Here is a 16,066-nt window from a genome sequence, read left to right as displayed (position 1 = left end):
AACGCGGCAGGGGAGGCCGGTGATTTTGTCTTCCCTCCGGTTTGCGTGTACAATAGGTACAAATCGAGTAAGGCCAATTGTAAACAAAGAAGGTTTAAACCCAAGATGAAAAGCATTGTTTTATCCACACTTAATGCCAAATATATTCATACCTCTCTGGCTCTCCGGTATTTGAAGGCATATAGTCAAAAGGATTTTCCCGACATCCAGATTGCCGAATACACGATCAAGGACCCCGCGATGAACATCGTATCGGATTTGTATCAGCGAAAGCCGGATGTGGTCGGATTCTCCTGCTATATATGGAATATCGAAGAAACCATCGTCGTCATCGGCATGCTCAAAAAAATTATGCCCGACTTGGTTGTGGTGCTCGGCGGACCGGAGGTGTCTTACGACACGGACTATTGGATGAACCGTCTTCCGGAGGTTGACTTCATTGTCATGGGCGAAGGGGAAGAAACGTTCCACCATTTGCTGTCGGAGCTGCGGGGGGACCGCGCCTTCTACAGCGTGTTCGGCGCCGCTTACCGCAAGGATGGCCGTGTCGTCATCAACCCGCCGCGTCCGAAGCTGGCGCTGGATGATATACCGTCGCCGCATCGTTTTGCGGAGGACGTGCCGAGTCTTGCCAACCGGGTCGTTTATTTTGAAACCAGCCGCGGTTGTCCTTTCAGCTGCCAATTTTGTCTTTCTTCTATAGAAGTGGGCGTCCGGTATTTTGATATGGAGCGTACGAAAAGCGACTTGTTGTATTTGATCGAATCCGGCGCCAAGCTGATCAAGTTTGTAGATCGGACATTCAACATCAAGCGCGACTATGCCATGGAGATTTTCGAATTTCTCATCCGGAATCATCGCGGCTGCGTGTTCCAATTCGAGATCACTGCAGACATCATGCGTCCCGAGGTGCTGGATTACTTGGCGGAGCACGCGCCGCCGGGGATATTCCGCTTTGAGATCGGCGTACAGTCGACCAACGATCTGACCAACACGCTGGTGAAGCGGCGGCAAAATTTTGCCAAGCTGACTCGTACGGTGACGAAGATCAAAGAGAGCGGCAAGATTGACCAGCATCTCGACTTGATCGCCGGATTGCCGGAGGAGGATTACAGTTCCTTCCGCCGCACGTTCAACGATGTGTTCGAGCTGGAACCCGAGGAGCTTCAGCTCGGATTCCTGAAAATGTTGCGCGGTACCGGGATGCGCCACGATGCGGAAAAATACGGCTACATTTATATGGATCATGCCCCGTATGAAATTCTTGGCAACAACATTCTCCCGTTCAGCGATCTGGTCAGGATCAAGAGGGTCGAGGATGTGCTCGAAAAATATTGGAATGCCCACCGGATGGACCATACCGTAAAGTATTTGATCAAGCATGAGTTCCCGTCGGCGTTTGACTTTTTCCAAGAATTCGGAGATTACTGGGAGGAGCGGGGCTGGCAGAAAATCGGCCATCAGCTGGAGGATTTGTTTACCCGGCTGCACGCTTTCTTGAAGCATCGCGGGACGGAGGAGCTTGAAGTGATCGACGGCTTCATGAAGCTCGATTATTTTCTGGGTCACAAGTACAGGCCCCGGAAAATTTGGTGGGACTTCACGCTGGATAAGCCCCGGCAGTCAGATTATATGCGGCTGCTCGCGGATCGCCCCCATGCCGTATCGGACGCTTTCGCGGCGCTGGCGATTGGAGAGAAAGAACTGCACAAGCATACGATGATCGAGGTGCTTCCGTTCCGGCTTGACCACTACCTGAAAACAGGCGACATCGACCGTTCCGCCGAGCAGCTGCTGATTGTTCATTACCCGCCGGATGCGGCCGCCCGCGCGCAATATTTCACCATGAATGTAAAGAAGTCCGCTGTGTAATCTTCAAAGCAAGTAAAAATAACACCGCCTCGCAAGGACTAAAACTTTAGTCTTAGAGGCGGTGTTATTTGGTTTATGGCAGATAGCTGCGAAGCACGGTCATGCTGCCGGTAAGCGAATAGCTGCCGAGATTGGCCGGGAGCAGGTAGCATTCGCCCGGTTTCACGGGGAGCTCACCGTCCGCCCAGCGGATGGTACCGGCTCCGTCGCAGATGATATGGATCACGAAGCTGTCCGGTGTCGTTTGCAGGCTCCAAATGCCTTCGACCTGCCCTTTGTCCGTTACGAAGAAAGGAGACCGGGCCAGTGTTAACCATTCATTAGAGGCGGACAGATCAGTTTTCATATAAGTAGCGCCAGAGCCTTCATAGGCGATCACATTCAGGGAATCTTCGATGTGCAGCTCTCTGGGCTTGCCGTCCAGACCCAGACGGTCATAATCGTACAAACGATACGTGCTGTCGGAATTTTGCTGGATTTCCGCCACCAGGATGCCCGCCCCCAGAGCGTGCACCGTACCGGATGGGATATAGAAAGAGTCGCCGGCCTGCACTGTAACTTCATTCAGGCAGTCCATGATGCGGTTTTCATTGATGGCGGCCGCAAGCTGTTCGCGGTTTACGCCGTCTTTCAGTCCGTAGATGATTTTGGCGCCGGGCTTGGCATCCAGAATATACCACATCTCGGTTTTCCCGAGCTCTCCTTGCGGAAGACGTTCATAATGATCGTTCGGATGCACCTGGACGGAAAGGTCGTCCTGGCAATCCAGCAGCTTGATCAGCAGCGGAAAGCGGCCGTTTTTCTCGGAGAAGCCTTTACTGCCGTATAAGACCTTACCGTATTTCTCCCTGATCTGATCCAGTCCCATTCCGGCCAGTTCCCCGTTTACAACGGTGGTTGTTCCGTTGGGGTGATCTCCGATCATCCAGCCTTCTCCGATGCGCCCTTCCGGCAGTTCGAGTCCGAACCGCTCAAGAGCCCGTCCCCCCCAAACTCTTTCTTTAAATTCAGGTTTGCATTGCAGCGGATATGGTTTCATCGTATGACTCTCCTATTTTTTCTATTTTAAATAGAATTATATCAATCCGGATGCATCATTGGCTATAGGTTTGGAGAAGGAGGGAAGGATTAGGAAAAATGGAATGAATCGGATGGGTTGTGCTCATAAACGTTTCTCGACCGCAATCAAATAAGGAGGACGGTTGATTTGATTCATGAAACGATATTGCAGCACTTGAAACTGCTTCTGCGGAAGCTCAGAGGCCCACTGTTCGACGGCGGCCGCTTCTTCCTCCCCGCCGGGGTGCCCGGTATACAGAACTGCGGTTATGATGCCTCCGCGGCGGATCAGCCTGGCGGCCGCTTCCAAGGCGGTGACCGTTGAATCGGGCTGTGTTATCGTAGCGTGATCGGCCCCGGGCAGATACCCCAGGTTGAACATGACCGCGGCCACAAGGCCATGCTGATCCTGAGGAATGACCCGCAGCAGTTCGGCATGGCTGCATCGATGCAGCATCACGTTCGTATCCGGCTGTTCCTTAGCTATGCGCGCCGCCGTATGATCCAATGCCTGCTGCTGAATATCGAATGCATGCACCGTACCTTCCGGCCCGACTATACGGGCCAGGAAGGCGGTGTCCACTCCATTGCCCGCTGTAGCGTCAATTGCCGTTTCCCCGGATTTAACGCGTTCTTCAATGAGTTTGTGGGTAAAGCCGAGAATCGAAACGAATCCCACGAAGGTCAGACCTCCCTGCAGATGAATTAGTTTTATCAAAGAGAACCATACTAATAGAAGGCAGACAATATGATGCCTGCCTTCGTTACTATTCTTGAGCGCCTTATTCCTGGATGCGAAGCGATTCACTTATGCCGGACGGAATCCCCAAGCTGCTCTCCATCCTCTTCCCGGGAACGGCGGAAGATTGCGTCTCTTCAGCCGGTTCAGCGCTTATGGTCGGGGGTGCAATGGGATCCGGCAGCATGGGGGCCGCCCGCTCTCCGTCAGGCTTGGCCGGATCGGCTCCCACCGTGGGCGGATCCACTATTCTCGTCACCGGATCCGTGGGCTTGTTGACAGACTCCGTCGATGGCGCAAAGGCTTTTCCGTTTTCCTGCAGCACCGTGGAGGCGGGAAGCTCAGGAACAGCAGGGGGCTTGGGAGCTATAGGCGCCGAAGATGCAGGTTTTGCCGCTTTCTGCGGCGACTCCGGCCGGCCGGTTTCGCTATCTTCAGCCGAATCCGCTGTCTTGGGAGGATTGGTCGCAGCTGGCGGAGCGTTCGGATCGGCCTTCGGAGTGTCCCTTTCCGCAGCGGGCGCAGGTATCGTTCCGGCCGGTGCCGGAGGAGAAGGCGGCTCGTTCGCACAGCCCGCCGCAATCAGCAGCACAGCGCCTAACGTCGAATATAGGAATTCCTTTGTGCCCCGCTGCATAGCGAACCACTCCTTTCAATGGCCTTTACCGTATTATAACACGTAATCTATGCATTAACCTCCGCAGTCTTCAAGCTTTTCAGCCTTTTTTTGCCCTGCCAGGTATCACGGCGTCGAAGCTCCTCGTCGAAAGCGTTGAGCACCTCCCATTTTTTGAGACTCCACATCGGCCCGATGAGCAGATCGCGCGGAGCATCGCCTGTCAGGCGGTGCACGATCATCTCCGGAGGCAGAATTTCAAGCGTATCGACGACCAGGCTCACATACTCGTCTTTCTCCAAAAATCTCAGCAAACCGGCTTCATACTGCTTGACCATCGGTGTTTTGCGCATCAGGTGAAGCAGGTGGATTTTGATCCCTTGCACGTCCATGTCGGCGACCGCGCGTCCTGTCTCCAGCATCATCTCATGCGTTTCCTGAGGGAGACCGTAAATAATATGTGCGCAAACGCGAATCCCCCTTGCCCGGAGTTTGGCGACCGCATCCAGATAGCACTGCGTGTCGTGTGCGCGGTTAATCAGCCTCGATGTGGATTCATGGATCGTTTGCAAACCCATTTCAATCCATAAGTAAGTGCGTTCGTTCAGTTCGGCCAAGTAATCGATCACATCGTCGGGCAGGCAATCCGGACGCGTAGCGATGGATAAGCCGACTACGCCCGGCTGCTGCAGGATCGCTTCATAATATTCTTTCAGCACCTCTACGGGAGCATAAGTGTTTGTGTAAGCTTGAAAATAACCGATATAATGCGCTTCCGGCCATTTTTGGTGCTGGAGATCACGGATTTTGCCGAATTGTGTCACCAGGTCGTCGCGCCGGCTGCCCGCAAAATCGCCCGATCCCCGGGCGCTGCAAAAGGTGCATCCGCCTGTGGCGATCGTACCGTCGCGGTTCGGACAGGTGAAACCGGCGTCAAGCATGACTTTAAACACCTTGGTTCCGAATTGCTTCCGCATCTCGTAATTCCATGTATGGAAACGTTTATCTCCCCATGTCAGCGGTTCGATCGTTAAGGATGGATTCATAAGGCGTACTCCTTTTCTAGTAAAGCTTCTTTAATTATATTTTATCAAAACCGGATGGAAAAGCGAACTGTATCAATTTCTTCCTTTACAAAACACTCCTGTCTTGCGACAGGATAAAAAAAGTCCGCTTGATCCATGCTATATTTGCAAGGCTGCAAAACAACTCAGCTTTAGAAGGGAGAACTCCTATATCATGAACAAGCTTGGTAAAACGGTTCTTGCTCTTGCGTTGACTGCTTCGTTGGGATTTGGCGGCCAAGCCTTTGCTGAGGTATCCTCCACCGGAACAGGATTGTCCTCCACCCAAGGGACCAGCACAGCCACTGCACCCGGCAGTACGACAACGACAGGAACCGGTACGGCAACCTACACGGGCACAACCGGCACCGCGGGTACCGCCGGCAGGGGAACTGCCACTTATAACGATCCCGTTACCGGAACCCGTACGAATAATTACAATGATAATATGCTGGACCGGATGAACACCAACAATACGCGTACTGGATACGGTTATGGGGGGAATTACGACACGACAACCTACCGGACGAATGCGGCGACAGCCGGAAGAGGTATGGATTGGGGCTGGTTAGGTCTGTTGGGTCTTCTCGGGTTAGCCGGCCTGCGCGGACGCAATCGTGAAGAGGGCCGGGAGAAATAACCGATCCTTTCGGTTCCATCCCGATCCCGGAAAGTTCCCATTGACCGGTTCAGACCGCTTTAACACGGGCTGACCGGTCTTTTCATTCCTATCGTTTCAGAGTATAATCGTTCAATGACATTACGCAGGCTTGCGGCAAACTGCCGAAAGAAAATGCAAGCAGTTGGAGGACGGTACTATGCGTTTAAGAGGACGTAAGGGAATCAGGGAAGCGATCGAGGCACAGCCGGAGCTGGTAGTGCTGAATCCGGAGCCGTATAAAGGGAAATGGGCTGAAGTATTCGGCAATGACCGGCCGATTCATGTGGAGCTTGGGATGGGCAAAGGCCGTTTTATCAGCCAGCTTAGCGCTTTAAACCAGCATATTAACTACATAGGCGTCGATATGTACGACGAGCTGATTCGCCGTGCAAGCGAGAAAGCACGGGAATCACGTGAAGAGCAAGGGGGCGATCTGTCTAACCTGCGGCTGGTGCGAATGAACATAGAATCGATCGAGAACGTGTTTGAAGCTGGCGAAATCGAACGTATTTATTTGAATTTTAGCGATCCGTGGCCCAAAAAAAGGCATGCCCGCCGACGGCTCACCCATGCGAATTTTGTAAAAAAATATAGAACCGTATTAAATGAACGGGGAGAAATTCATTTTAAGACGGATTCCCGCTCTTTGTTCGAGTTTTCGCTGAATTCGTTCTCCGATCTGGGGCTTCGGATGCGCAATATCTCACTTGACCTGCATGCGGAGGGACCGCGTACGGACCTTATCATGACGGAATACGAGACGAAATTCTACGAGAAGGGCATGCCCATTCACCGGCTCGAGGTCGTCATAGGGGAAAAAGCCCTTGCCGAGCACCTTCGGCAGCTTGAAGCTGGCGAGAGCGGGCAGGAATAATTCCTATATGAACGTAAACAACCTGGCGGGAGAGTCCCGGCAGGTTGTTTAACGTCCGTTTGTGCGGGGTGGTTTATCCTTGCAGCATATTTATAATGGCGCGGGAGCAATCCGCCGGATGGTATGCATCCGTTCTGCGTCTCAAGCTTCCGCGGCGCTTCTCCAGATCTGGATAATGCTCAACCAGAAACCGGAACCAATGGGCGACCGTTTCCGCCGATTTGATGGGTTCTCCAAACCCGTGCTGAGTAAAATACTGCAGATTCTCTTCCTCTTGTCCCGGTATCGGCTTATAGAACAGCATCGGAATTCCCTTGGCCAGCCCTTCGGTACAGGTCATACCTCCGGGCTTGGTGATCAGCAGATCGGAAACCTCCATCCATTTGTCGATTTCTTTCGTAAAACCCAAAAGCCGGATATGGGGATGCTGGAACCGTTCGTCTTTTTTCAGCTCGGCAAGAGCCTTCTCGTTGCTGCCGAGACAGACGACAAGCTGTATCCGGTCCCGCCAGCGGATCAAATCGGTTAAGAAATCCTCGTTTTTGACAAGACCCCAGCCTCCGCCCATGACGAGAACGGTGGGCAGCCGTTTCAGTCCGAAATGCGAGCGGAGCTCTTCTCTGTTGTGTCGCTCCCAGAAGTTCGGATGAATGGGAATTCCTGTGACTTGAATGCGCTCCGATGGGATGCCGCGGATCAGAAGCTTCCGCTTCACGTCGGGAGTGGAAACCAGGTAGGTGCTTACTTCTTTACTGACCCAAGTCCCGTGAGCATCGTAATCGGTAATAACGGTACACAGCGGAACGGTCAATCCGAAACGCTTCAGCCTGGAAATTACAACGTTCGGGAACGGATGGGTGCATACGATCGCATCCGGCTTCAGCTGGCGTATCACTTCTGCGGCTTGTGCATAAAAAATCCGGTGAAGTGCAAGCTGCGAGATGCGGTTCAGCGACTTTTTATATTGTGACCGATAGACGAGCCCGTAAAGCTTCGGCTGTTTCGATACGGTTTTGCGGTAGGCGGTCAAAATCCATGGAGCTAAGGTTGGATGTAAAAACGTACCGAGCTCAAGTACATGCGTCTGGATGTCGGGCGAGAGCATGCGAAGACTGTCTGACAGCGCATAGGCCGCTTGCGTGTGGCCTGCTCCGAAGCCCTCGGATAATAATAAGACCCTCTTATTACGCATAACTCTTCACCATACCCTTGTTTCTTTTGAACTTATACCGAATTAACATTACTGCTTTTACCCTAAAAATGCAACGGTGGTCAGGGCGGTCGTCGTTCCGATCAGCAAGCCGGCCAGCACGTCGGACGGGTAGTGCAGTCCCAAATAGATCCGCGACATGCCAACGAGCGAAGCCACGGGAAGCAAAATTGCCGTGACCCAGGGAGTAATGAGCATCATGGGTACAGTTACTGAAAAAATGGCCGTCGTATGCCCGGAAGGGAACGAGTGGTCTTTCAGCGGTTTTTTGCATGTGTGGGTGCCTTCAAGTACAAGATAAGGACGCAGCCGCGGATATTTCTTTTTTATGATGGCGACAGGAACATGACTGAGTCCCAACGCGACACAGCTCAGCATTCCGGCCGATTTCCATACTCCCTCGGCAAACAGGGCGATGCAAAGCGCCGTGGCGATGGACGCTGCAGCGCCCCCCAGATGGGTGATGATGTTGAAAAAGAAATCCAGCGCTTGATGCCGAATCTGTTGATTGACAAAACAGAACATCCGGTGCTCATGATACTGAAGCCGTGTGACCAATCTGTTCATCATAGGATATGCCTCCCTGCAGTAAAATAAGCTTTTGTTCGGTTCTCATATGAATTGTAAGACGGAATTGTTATTGGAGTATCAACAGGATATGAAAGAATCTTATATTGACGAGGAGTTCATGGCCCTATATTATATTTGACAATGGGTTATCATGGTTCATTTACCATAAATTATGAATCATATGTACAGCTTTGTCCAATTTCCGGCGAGTTCATGTAGGAATAGTTTCGCGTGGCAGCAACATTTTTGCAGACAAGTTCGTCAGTAAAGTTGTCGGTGGCAAATGACTGCCCATACAGGGGAGCATCCGCCGGTATAGAAAATGGCAGCCGGGGCGATTTGGTTTACGGAGCCGCGATGCGGATTCCGGGATGAGGGTTGTACAATCGTCGCCTCTACAAATTGGCAAAGAAAGTTTTTCCAGACGGCGCTTATAAAAAAATTGAAAAACGATGAAAATAAGACGTAAAAAGCTGGATAGCAGAGAGTCCGACCGATACCGCTGCTGTTTTTCCCAAAAATGACAAAGAACCGACTTAATCAAGCGGTGTGAAGCTTTTGACAAATGACAGTAAAGAGAGGAAAATCATATTCGGCTACCCTCGCAATTGAAGAGGCATTATCGAATCCGTTATTAAACTGCTAAAGAGAAAAAAGACATAGGGGTACATACAAAAAAAGGGGGATGAATCATGCTGGACAGTATTATGCTAGGCCTTCAGTTTACGCTAATTGTCGTCGGGGCCTATCAACTGGGCCTGACGTTTTTTGGCTGGTATCGCCGTAAGAACAAGGCCCAGCACGCGCCGCAAAAAACGTTCGCCGTCTTGGTGGCGGCTCACAATGAGGAGCAAGTTATCGGAGCGTTAATTGAAAACCTGAAAAATCTGGATTACCCGAAAGAGTTGTACGATATATTCGTAATTGCTGACAACTGTACGGACAAGACTGCGCAAATCGCCCGCGATATGGGCGTATATGCCTGCGAGCGCCATAATCCGAACCTAAGAGGTAAAGGTTATGCGATTGAATGGATGCTCAAGGAGCTGTGGAAGATGCCTCGCCAATACGACGCCGTCGTCATGTTCGATGCGGATAACCTGGCGAGTCCCGATTATCTGAGACACATGAATAACGATTTGTGTGAAGGCTCGAAAGTTATTCAGGCTTATCTGGATACCAAAAATCCTAACGATTCCTGGATTACCGCTTCGTATGCCATATCTTATTTTTTCAGCAACCGGTTCTGGCAGCTGCCCCGAACCAATCTGAAGCTGGCGAACTTTCTGGGCGGCACGGGCATGTGCTTTGAAACAGGACTGCTCAAGCAGATCGGCTGGGGGGCGACAAGTCTTGTCGAGGACCTGGAATTTTCCATGCGATGCGTCAAACTTGGCGTAAAGCCCACCTTCAATCCGGATGCGAAGGTATACGATGAGAAGCCTCTTACGTTTAGGGCATCGGCAAGGCAAAGGCTGCGTTGGATGCAGGGGCATTTTGACGTTTGCCGCCGTTATTTCTTCGTTCTGCTTTGGCAGGGGATTAAAGAACGGAACTGGACGAAAATTGATGCCGCGATTTACTCGGCCAATGTATATAACTTTTTCCTTGGTTCGATTGTCACGATGGCGGTTTGGTTTGATAATATCGTGCTGGGCGGCTCGCATCTCACCAAGCTGTATGAAGTATCGCCTACGCTGTTTAACGTGGTGACGATCTCGATTTACGTCCTGCTGCCGATCTCTATGATCATGGATAAGGCATCTCTGAAAACCTATAAGTATTTGATATTGTATCCTGTCTTTATGTTTTCCTGGTGGCCGATCACGATTTATGCGTTCTTCACTCAAAACAACAAGCAGTGGAGCCATACGGAGCATACCCGCGTGATTCGTCTTGAGGACATGCACAGTAAACAGGCAGGTTGAATCTGTCGGACAAACCGATATATCCGTTGACTTTTACAAACAGATTGTGGTATATTATTTGAGTGCAAAAGAAGAAGCGCCCGCTTCTCACCTGTCCGACGAAGGTTGGCTGGTTATGAATGATAGTGAGCTTACTTGAATATCTGATGCTTTATCGGATAGATCGATCACTTGAAACAAACTGCGTGGGCGTTTTTAACGCCCGCGTATTTTTTTTAATAACCTTTGGAGGTGGCAGGTTATCAGTACAGAGCACATGATTAATGATGAAATTCGAGCAAGAGAAGTGCGTTTGATTGGTGCGGACGGAGAGCAGCTTGGTATCAAGCCGATTCGTGAAGCGCTGCAGATTGCAATGGATCAGAATTTGGATCTGGTCAATGTGGCTCCGACGGCGAAACCGCCGGTTTGCCGGATCATGGATTACGGGAAGTACCGCTATGAGATGCAAAAGAAAGAGAAGGAAGCCCGTAAGAACCAGAAGATCGTTGAGCTGAAAGAAATTCGTCTGAGCGCGACAATTGACGAGCACGACTTTCAAACGAAGCTTCGCAATGTATCGAAATTTCTCAACGACGGCGATAAAGTAAAGTTGTCGGTTCGTTTCCGCGGCCGGGAGATCGCACATGCCGAAATCGGGCAGCGCGTACTGGAGCGGATGGCCGCCGAGGTGGAGGATCTGTGCGTTGTGGAGCGCAGGCCGAAGCTGGAAGGCCGGAGTATGATCATGATCTTGTCGCCGAAGCAACAGCAATAATTTTACTCTTTAAGGAGGAACACCCCATGCCAAAAATGAAAACACACAGCAGCCTGAAAGGCCGTTTTAAAATTACAGGTACCGGTAAAGTAACGCGCTACAAAGCGTATAAGAACCACCTGCTGTCCGGCAAGTCGGCCCGCCAAAAGCGCGTGCTCGGCACGAACCCGGTTATGGCTCCCGGCGATGTAAGACGCCTGAAGCAGCAGCTGGCTAACATCAAGTAATTTCGTTAATATACTCAACAATTCTTGGAGGTAGATCGTCATGGCAAGAGTGAAAGGCGGATTTATCCGTACTCGTCGTCGCAAGAAAATTTTGAAGCTTGCTAAAGGGTACTTCGGTTCGAAACATAGATTATTTAAAACAGCAAAAGAGCAGGTTATGAAATCCCTGCTGTACGCATACCGTGACCGCCGTCAAAAGAAACGCGATTTCCGCAAGCTGTGGATCGTGCGTATTAACGCGGCTGCCCGTCAAAACGGTTTGTCCTACAGCAAGCTGATGCATGGTCTGAAGCTGGCCGGCGTAGAAGTTAACCGCAAAATGTTGGCGGATCTCGCCGTTAACGATATCAACGCGTTTAACTCCCTGGCTGAAACGGCAAAGCAAAAAGTCAACGCGTAATGCAAATGCATGAATATAAAAGCACCTGCTGCACAAGATACGTGAGAGCGCATCTTGGACAGCCGGTGCTTTTTTTGTCAGCCAAACGATGGATATGGAAGAAAGCTACTGCGGTCCTTGACCGGATTTAAGCGGATTGCAGCTGCTGAAGATCCGCCGTTACTTTTTCGATCATCTGAACGAACGAGGATAATTCTTCTGCGCTGGCGGCCTGCGTCTGCGCCTGGGTGGTGGTGTGTTTTGACTCCTGCTCTACTTCTTTCAGCAAGCGGGAGATGGTTCCGAGCTTTTCCTGTATTTGTTCCAGGGCCTGTTTGGATCCGCCGGCTAATTTGCGGACCTCGTTAGCGACAACCTCAAAACCGCGTCCTTGTTCCCCCGCACGGGCTGCCTCGATGGCTGCATTGAGGCCAAGCAAGTGAGTTTGATCGGATATCTCCTGAATAAGCGTTCCCATATTTTGAATTTGTTTTACTTCCGCAGTCAGTTCCTGTATCAAGTAGTGGGATTTCTCCTGCGATTCCGCCGAATGAATGGCCGATTCCGCTACCGACTGGCTGCTGCTGCTCAATTGGACCATCATCGAAACCAGCTCCTGTACTGCGGAGTTGATCCCCTGCAGTAAACGCCCTTGTTCATCCACAAGCTCCTGAACCTTTTTCTTTTCATGGTACTCATAGGCTTCCAGAACCAGCTGCGAGTCGAAATTGAACATTTTGGTAAGAGCGTGAATGACCGGGAGCCATGCGTCCGGCAGCATCCTTTGGAAGTGGTTTGTCGCCAATTCGAGATACAGCATATAGGTTCCCAGATACCATTGGGTCGTCAACCCGATCCGGGAGTGCACCTGGCCTATGTAAATTCTTTTTTCAATAAACGCCTCGTCAATCGTACCTTCCGTGAGCGAAAGAAAATACCAGTGCTGCGTTTCTTTTAACCGGTCTACCGTGCTGTGTCTTTCTATGATTTGTTTGAGTTCCGGATGCTGCATGATTCGTTCATAAAGCTCGTCAACCAAATCCCGGACGATTGCCTTAAATTCGTTGGCCTTGCTTTTTAAGAGAAATAAATCTTCGTTGGTGATGCCGATGTAATCCAGTTGTTGTTTTCGTGTCTCGGATAGTTTGTTCATGTTGCTCCCCTCTGCCTGTGTAAATGTGATTGTTATCACAATTAGGATTCGCTATCGGAGTGTAATTTCCTTCAATTGGATATCAACAATTTTTTTAGGCGCGATGCCCCATGATGGGCAAGGTCGGCGCGGAGCCCGCTGCCCCTGAGACCTGTTTTTTTGAACCATGAAAGAATGCCCGCCTGCAAAACAGCTCCCCGTAAGGCATGTCAACCGGGCGGAGGGATGGCTTTAATACCGCTTGACTAAAGCAAAGGTTCGGCATATAATAAACAAAAAAGTACAACAGTGTTATCGGCTATGAAGAGGACGAAGTGATAAGGGCTCTTATGTTCAGAGAGCGGCGGAGATGCTGAAACCAATGCCATTAATCCCTTATGTACGAGCTCACCTCGGAGCTGTTTTCCTGAAAAGCGCGGCGCCTTTAAAGCATCGCGGTTATTAGGGAGAATCGGAGTGGCACACGTTACCGTGCCGAGGGTAAGCGACATGCCTGCTAGCGGCGTGCATTACCTGCTAAGGTTATTTGCCGTGAGGCATTTAACAAATCTGGGTGGTACCACGGAAGATCAACCCCTTTCGTCCCGTCAGACGCAACCATTGCGTTTGGGGCGAAAGGGGTTTTTAGTTGTTATCGGACTTTTTGAGAGGAGGGCTACACATGATCGTTCAAACCAAACAAAAGTCGAAAGAGCAGCTGCGTGAAGAGCTGCTGAAGCCGGATGTGATAACAGGATCGGAAATGCTGCTGCGCAGCTTGCTGCTGGAGGATGTAGATTGCGTCTTCGGCTATCCTGGCGGAGCGGTTTTATATATTTACGATGCCATGCACGGCAATCCGGATTTCCGCCATTTGCTGACAAGGCACGAGCAGGGCGCCATTCATGCGGCGGATGGCTATGCCCGTTCGACCGGCAAGGTCGGCGTATGTATCGCCACTTCCGGACCGGGAGCGACCAACCTTGTCACCGGTATCGCTACAGCTTATATGGATTCGGTGCCGCTGGTGGTCATCACGGGAAATGTGGCGACGACGGTGATCGGTACGGACGCGTTCCAGGAGGCGGATATTACCGGCATTACGATGCCGATCACGAAGCACAGTTACCTGGTGCGGGATGTGAAGGATCTGCCGCGGATCATTAAAGAAGCGTTCCATATTGCTTCGACCGGCCGCAAAGGACCGGTGCTGATTGATATACCGAAGGACGTATCGAACGATACCGCGCCGTTCTACTATCCGGAAAAAGTGGACATCCGCGGCTATCACCCGACGGTACAGCCCCATAAGCTTCAAGTGGACCGTATGCTGGAGGCGATTGCGGAAAGCGAGCGCCCGGTCATTATCGCAGGCGGCGGCGTCGTTTACGCGGATGCGTCCAAAGAGCTGATCGAGTTCGTGGAGAAAACCCGCATTCCCGTCGCCACGACGTTGCTTGGCCTGGGAGGCTTTCCAAGCGCGCATGAGCTGTGGCTCGGGATGCCGGGGATGCACGGAACGTATGCGGCCAACCATGCGCTGCAGAATTGCGATCTGCTGATCGGCATTGGCGCGCGTTTTGACGATCGCGTGACGATGAAGGTGAACGGCTTTGCCCCCAAAGCGAAGAAAATCGTCCACATCGACGTGGATCCGGCGGAAATCGGCAAAATCGTTGAAACGGCGATTCCGGTGGTTGGGGACGTGAAAAAGGTGCTGCAGCTGGCCAACCTCAAAGCGAAGCCGTCCCAGTCCAAAGACTGGATCGCCTGGAACCAGGAAAACAAGAAGAACTTCCCGCTGACCTACCAGGATTCGGATACGGAGCTGAAGCCGCAGTATGTCATCGAGATGATCAATGAGACGACCAAGGGAGAGGCCATTATAACAACGGATGTAGGCCAGCACCAGATGTGGACGGCGCAGTACTACAAGTTCAACCATCCGCGTTCCTGGATCACTTCCGGCGGTCTCGGCACCATGGGCTTCGGCTTCCCGTCGGCGATCGGCGCGCAGGTAGCCCATCCGGATCGGCTGGTCATATCGATCAATGGCGACGGCGGCATGCAGATGTGCTCGCAGGAGCTGGCGATTTGCGCCATCAACCAGATTCCGGTGAAGATTGTCGTCATCAACAATCAGGTGTTGGGGATGGTCCGCCAGTGGCAGGAGATTATCTACGATAACCGATACAGCCATATCGATCTTGCCGGCAGTCCGGACTTTGTGAAATTGGCCGAAGCTTACGGCGTGAAGGGACTGAGAGCTGCCAACAAAGAAGATGCCCGCCGCGTATGGCAGGAAGCGTTGGACACCCCGGGTCCGGTGCTTGTCGAATTCATCGTGCCTAAAGGGGAGAACGTCTTCCCGATGGTAACACAGGGCTCGACGATAGACCAAATGATAATGGGGGATTCGTAAATGACTCGCAAACACACCATATCCGTTCTAGTGAACAATCAGCCCGGTGTGCTGCAGCGCGTATCCGGCCTGTTCGGCCGCCGGGGCTTCAATATCGAGAGCATTACTGTCGGCGAATCCGAGGAGCAAGGCTTGTCCCGTATGGTCATCGTTACCACGGGTGATGATCATACGCTGGAGCAGGTATCCAAACAGCTCTACAAGCTGGTCGATGTCATCAAAGTGGTCGATTTGAGCTCGAATCCGATGGTAGCTCGCGAGCTCGCGCTGATCAAGGTCAATGCGGAGCCGAACGTCCGTCCCGAGATTCTCGGCGTGGTCGAGACGTTCCGTGCAGCTGTCGTTGACATCGGTCCGAACACGCTGGTCGTGCAGGTGGTAGGCGATTCGGAAAAAATCGATGCGATGACCGAGCTGCTCAAGCCTTACGGGATCAAGGAATTGTCCCGAACCGGCGTCACCGCAATGATTCGAGGCATGGTGAAATAAGCGTTTGAAGATTTTCCGGAAATCGTAGTACAATGTTCTGTGAGCGGGGGCTCAATCGGATGACATA

The 16,066-nt window shown here is 51.6% G+C and carries 16 protein-coding genes and 1 other annotated feature; of the genes, 9 read left to right on the top strand and 7 right to left on the bottom strand.

What is annotated here, in order from left to right:
- Window positions 1-105: 105 nt before the first annotated feature.
- Window positions 106-1,872, top strand: a complete 1,767-nt coding sequence (locus tag IJ22_RS18280) for a B12-binding domain-containing radical SAM protein (protein ID WP_062409853.1) — start codon at window positions 106-108, stop codon at window positions 1,870-1,872.
- Window positions 1,873-1,945: 73 nt separating this feature from the next.
- Here IJ22_RS18280 and IJ22_RS18275 read toward each other — a convergent pair whose 3' ends face one another.
- The 4 genes from IJ22_RS18275 to mnmL all read right to left on the bottom strand — a co-directional run bounded on the left by IJ22_RS18275 (window position 1,946) and on the right by mnmL (window position 5,332).
- A complete protein-coding gene (locus IJ22_RS18275) occupies window positions 1,946-2,911 on the bottom strand; it encodes a type I phosphomannose isomerase catalytic subunit (RefSeq protein ID WP_062409852.1) in 966 nt (321 codons plus the stop codon).
- Window positions 2,912-3,034: 123 nt separating this feature from the next.
- Entirely contained in the window at window positions 3,035-3,610 is a 576-nt protein-coding gene (gene mnmM / locus IJ22_RS18270; RefSeq protein WP_062409851.1) for a tRNA 5-(aminomethyl)-2-thiouridylate-methyltransferase MnmM, read from the bottom strand.
- A gap of 103 nt (window positions 3,611-3,713) precedes the next feature.
- Window positions 3,714-4,307, bottom strand: a complete 594-nt coding sequence (locus IJ22_RS18265; RefSeq protein WP_062409850.1) for a hypothetical protein — start codon at window positions 4,305-4,307, stop codon at window positions 3,714-3,716.
- 47 nt (window positions 4,308-4,354) lie between these two features.
- A complete protein-coding gene (gene mnmL / locus IJ22_RS18260; RefSeq protein ID WP_062409849.1) occupies window positions 4,355-5,332 on the bottom strand; it encodes a tRNA modification radical SAM protein MnmL/YtqA in 978 nt (325 codons plus the stop codon).
- A 193-nt stretch (window positions 5,333-5,525) separates the two neighbouring features.
- Here mnmL and IJ22_RS18255 point away from each other — a divergent pair, with 193 nt between their 5' ends.
- Together IJ22_RS18255 and trmB are read left to right on the top strand one after the other, a co-directional pair.
- Window positions 5,526-5,990, top strand: a complete 465-nt coding sequence (locus IJ22_RS18255; protein WP_062409848.1) for a WGxxGxxG family protein — start codon at window positions 5,526-5,528, stop codon at window positions 5,988-5,990.
- A gap of 178 nt (window positions 5,991-6,168) precedes the next feature.
- A complete protein-coding gene (trmB, locus tag IJ22_RS18250) occupies window positions 6,169-6,885 on the top strand; it encodes a tRNA (guanosine(46)-N7)-methyltransferase TrmB (protein WP_062409847.1) in 717 nt (238 codons plus the stop codon).
- Between the two features lie 73 nt (window positions 6,886-6,958).
- On the opposite strand, the gene IJ22_RS18245 is transcribed toward trmB, so the two are convergent.
- Both IJ22_RS18245 and IJ22_RS18240 read right to left on the bottom strand, forming a co-directional pair.
- A complete protein-coding gene (locus IJ22_RS18245; RefSeq protein ID WP_062409846.1) occupies window positions 6,959-8,077 on the bottom strand; it encodes an MGDG synthase family glycosyltransferase in 1,119 nt (372 codons plus the stop codon).
- A gap of 57 nt (window positions 8,078-8,134) precedes the next feature.
- Complete coding sequence (locus tag IJ22_RS18240) at window positions 8,135-8,662, bottom strand: phosphatase PAP2 family protein (protein WP_062411050.1); 528 nt, start codon at window positions 8,660-8,662, stop codon at window positions 8,135-8,137.
- Between the two features lie 695 nt (window positions 8,663-9,357).
- Here IJ22_RS18240 and IJ22_RS18235 point away from each other — a divergent pair.
- The 4 genes from IJ22_RS18235 to rplT all read left to right on the top strand — a co-directional run bounded on the left by IJ22_RS18235 (window position 9,358) and on the right by rplT (window position 11,977).
- Complete coding sequence (locus IJ22_RS18235; RefSeq protein WP_062409845.1) at window positions 9,358-10,593, top strand: glycosyltransferase family 2 protein; 1,236 nt, start codon at window positions 9,358-9,360, stop codon at window positions 10,591-10,593.
- Between the two features lie 62 nt (window positions 10,594-10,655).
- Window positions 10,656-10,813 (top strand) — a sequence feature (ribosomal protein L20 leader region).
- 36 nt (window positions 10,814-10,849) lie between these two features.
- The gene (gene infC / locus IJ22_RS18230) at window positions 10,850-11,350 is read left to right on the top strand and encodes a translation initiation factor IF-3 (protein WP_062409844.1); all 501 of its coding nucleotides are present in this window, start codon (window positions 10,850-10,852) and stop codon (window positions 11,348-11,350) included.
- Window positions 11,351-11,376: 26 nt separating this feature from the next.
- Window positions 11,377-11,577 (top strand): 50S ribosomal protein L35, encoded by a 201-nt coding sequence (gene rpmI / locus IJ22_RS18225; RefSeq protein WP_062409843.1) that lies wholly within the window; start codon window positions 11,377-11,379, stop codon window positions 11,575-11,577.
- Window positions 11,578-11,617: 40 nt separating this feature from the next.
- Complete coding sequence (rplT, locus tag IJ22_RS18220) at window positions 11,618-11,977, top strand: 50S ribosomal protein L20 (protein ID WP_025849278.1); 360 nt, start codon at window positions 11,618-11,620, stop codon at window positions 11,975-11,977.
- Window positions 11,978-12,104: 127 nt separating this feature from the next.
- On the opposite strand, the gene IJ22_RS18215 is transcribed toward rplT, so the two are convergent.
- Window positions 12,105-13,109, bottom strand: a complete 1,005-nt coding sequence (locus tag IJ22_RS18215; RefSeq protein ID WP_062409842.1) for a globin-coupled sensor protein — start codon at window positions 13,107-13,109, stop codon at window positions 12,105-12,107.
- A gap of 661 nt (window positions 13,110-13,770) precedes the next feature.
- Between IJ22_RS18215 and ilvB the strand changes: the two genes are divergently transcribed.
- Both ilvB and ilvN read left to right on the top strand, forming a co-directional pair.
- Window positions 13,771-15,510: a biosynthetic-type acetolactate synthase large subunit gene (gene ilvB, locus IJ22_RS18210; RefSeq protein ID WP_062409841.1), complete on the top strand. Its 1,740-nt coding sequence runs from the start codon at window positions 13,771-13,773 to the stop codon at window positions 15,508-15,510.
- Window positions 15,511-15,999, top strand: coding sequence for an acetolactate synthase small subunit (gene ilvN / locus IJ22_RS18205; protein ID WP_054818194.1), 489 nt, complete (start codon window positions 15,511-15,513; stop codon window positions 15,997-15,999).
- Window positions 16,000-16,066 lie beyond the last annotated feature (67 nt).

It is taken from the genome of Paenibacillus naphthalenovorans (genome assembly GCF_001465255.1).
GTDB lineage: Bacteria > Bacillota > Bacilli > Paenibacillales > NBRC-103111 > Paenibacillus_G > Paenibacillus_G naphthalenovorans.
The sequence above is the reverse complement of the archived record's forward strand: the minus strand, read 5'-3'. Positions and strand labels throughout refer to the sequence as shown.

Coding starts and splice junctions, on each gene's coding strand:
- rpmI (WP_062409843.1), top strand. CDS start 11,377: ATGCCAAAAATGAAAACACACAGCAGCCTGAAAGGCCGTTTTAAAATT.
- IJ22_RS18280 (WP_062409853.1), top strand. CDS start 106: ATGAAAAGCATTGTTTTATCCACACTTAATGCCAAATATATTCATACC.
- trmB (WP_062409847.1), top strand. CDS start 6,169: ATGCGTTTAAGAGGACGTAAGGGAATCAGGGAAGCGATCGAGGCACAG.
- ilvB (WP_062409841.1), top strand. CDS start 13,771: ATGATCGTTCAAACCAAACAAAAGTCGAAAGAGCAGCTGCGTGAAGAG.
- IJ22_RS18255 (WP_062409848.1), top strand. CDS start 5,526: ATGAACAAGCTTGGTAAAACGGTTCTTGCTCTTGCGTTGACTGCTTCG.
- IJ22_RS18240 (WP_062411050.1), bottom strand. CDS start 8,662: ATGAACAGATTGGTCACACGGCTTCAGTATCATGAGCACCGGATGTTC.
- rplT (WP_025849278.1), top strand. CDS start 11,618: ATGGCAAGAGTGAAAGGCGGATTTATCCGTACTCGTCGTCGCAAGAAA.
- mnmL (WP_062409849.1), bottom strand. CDS start 5,332: ATGAATCCATCCTTAACGATCGAACCGCTGACATGGGGAGATAAACGT.
- IJ22_RS18275 (WP_062409852.1), bottom strand. CDS start 2,911: ATGAAACCATATCCGCTGCAATGCAAACCTGAATTTAAAGAAAGAGTT.
- IJ22_RS18245 (WP_062409846.1), bottom strand. CDS start 8,077: ATGCGTAATAAGAGGGTCTTATTATTATCCGAGGGCTTCGGAGCAGGC.
- infC (WP_062409844.1), top strand. CDS start 10,850: ATGATTAATGATGAAATTCGAGCAAGAGAAGTGCGTTTGATTGGTGCG.
- IJ22_RS18235 (WP_062409845.1), top strand. CDS start 9,358: ATGCTGGACAGTATTATGCTAGGCCTTCAGTTTACGCTAATTGTCGTC.
- IJ22_RS18215 (WP_062409842.1), bottom strand. CDS start 13,109: ATGAACAAACTATCCGAGACACGAAAACAACAACTGGATTACATCGGC.
- IJ22_RS18265 (WP_062409850.1), bottom strand. CDS start 4,307: ATGCAGCGGGGCACAAAGGAATTCCTATATTCGACGTTAGGCGCTGTG.
- ilvN (WP_054818194.1), top strand. CDS start 15,511: ATGACTCGCAAACACACCATATCCGTTCTAGTGAACAATCAGCCCGGT.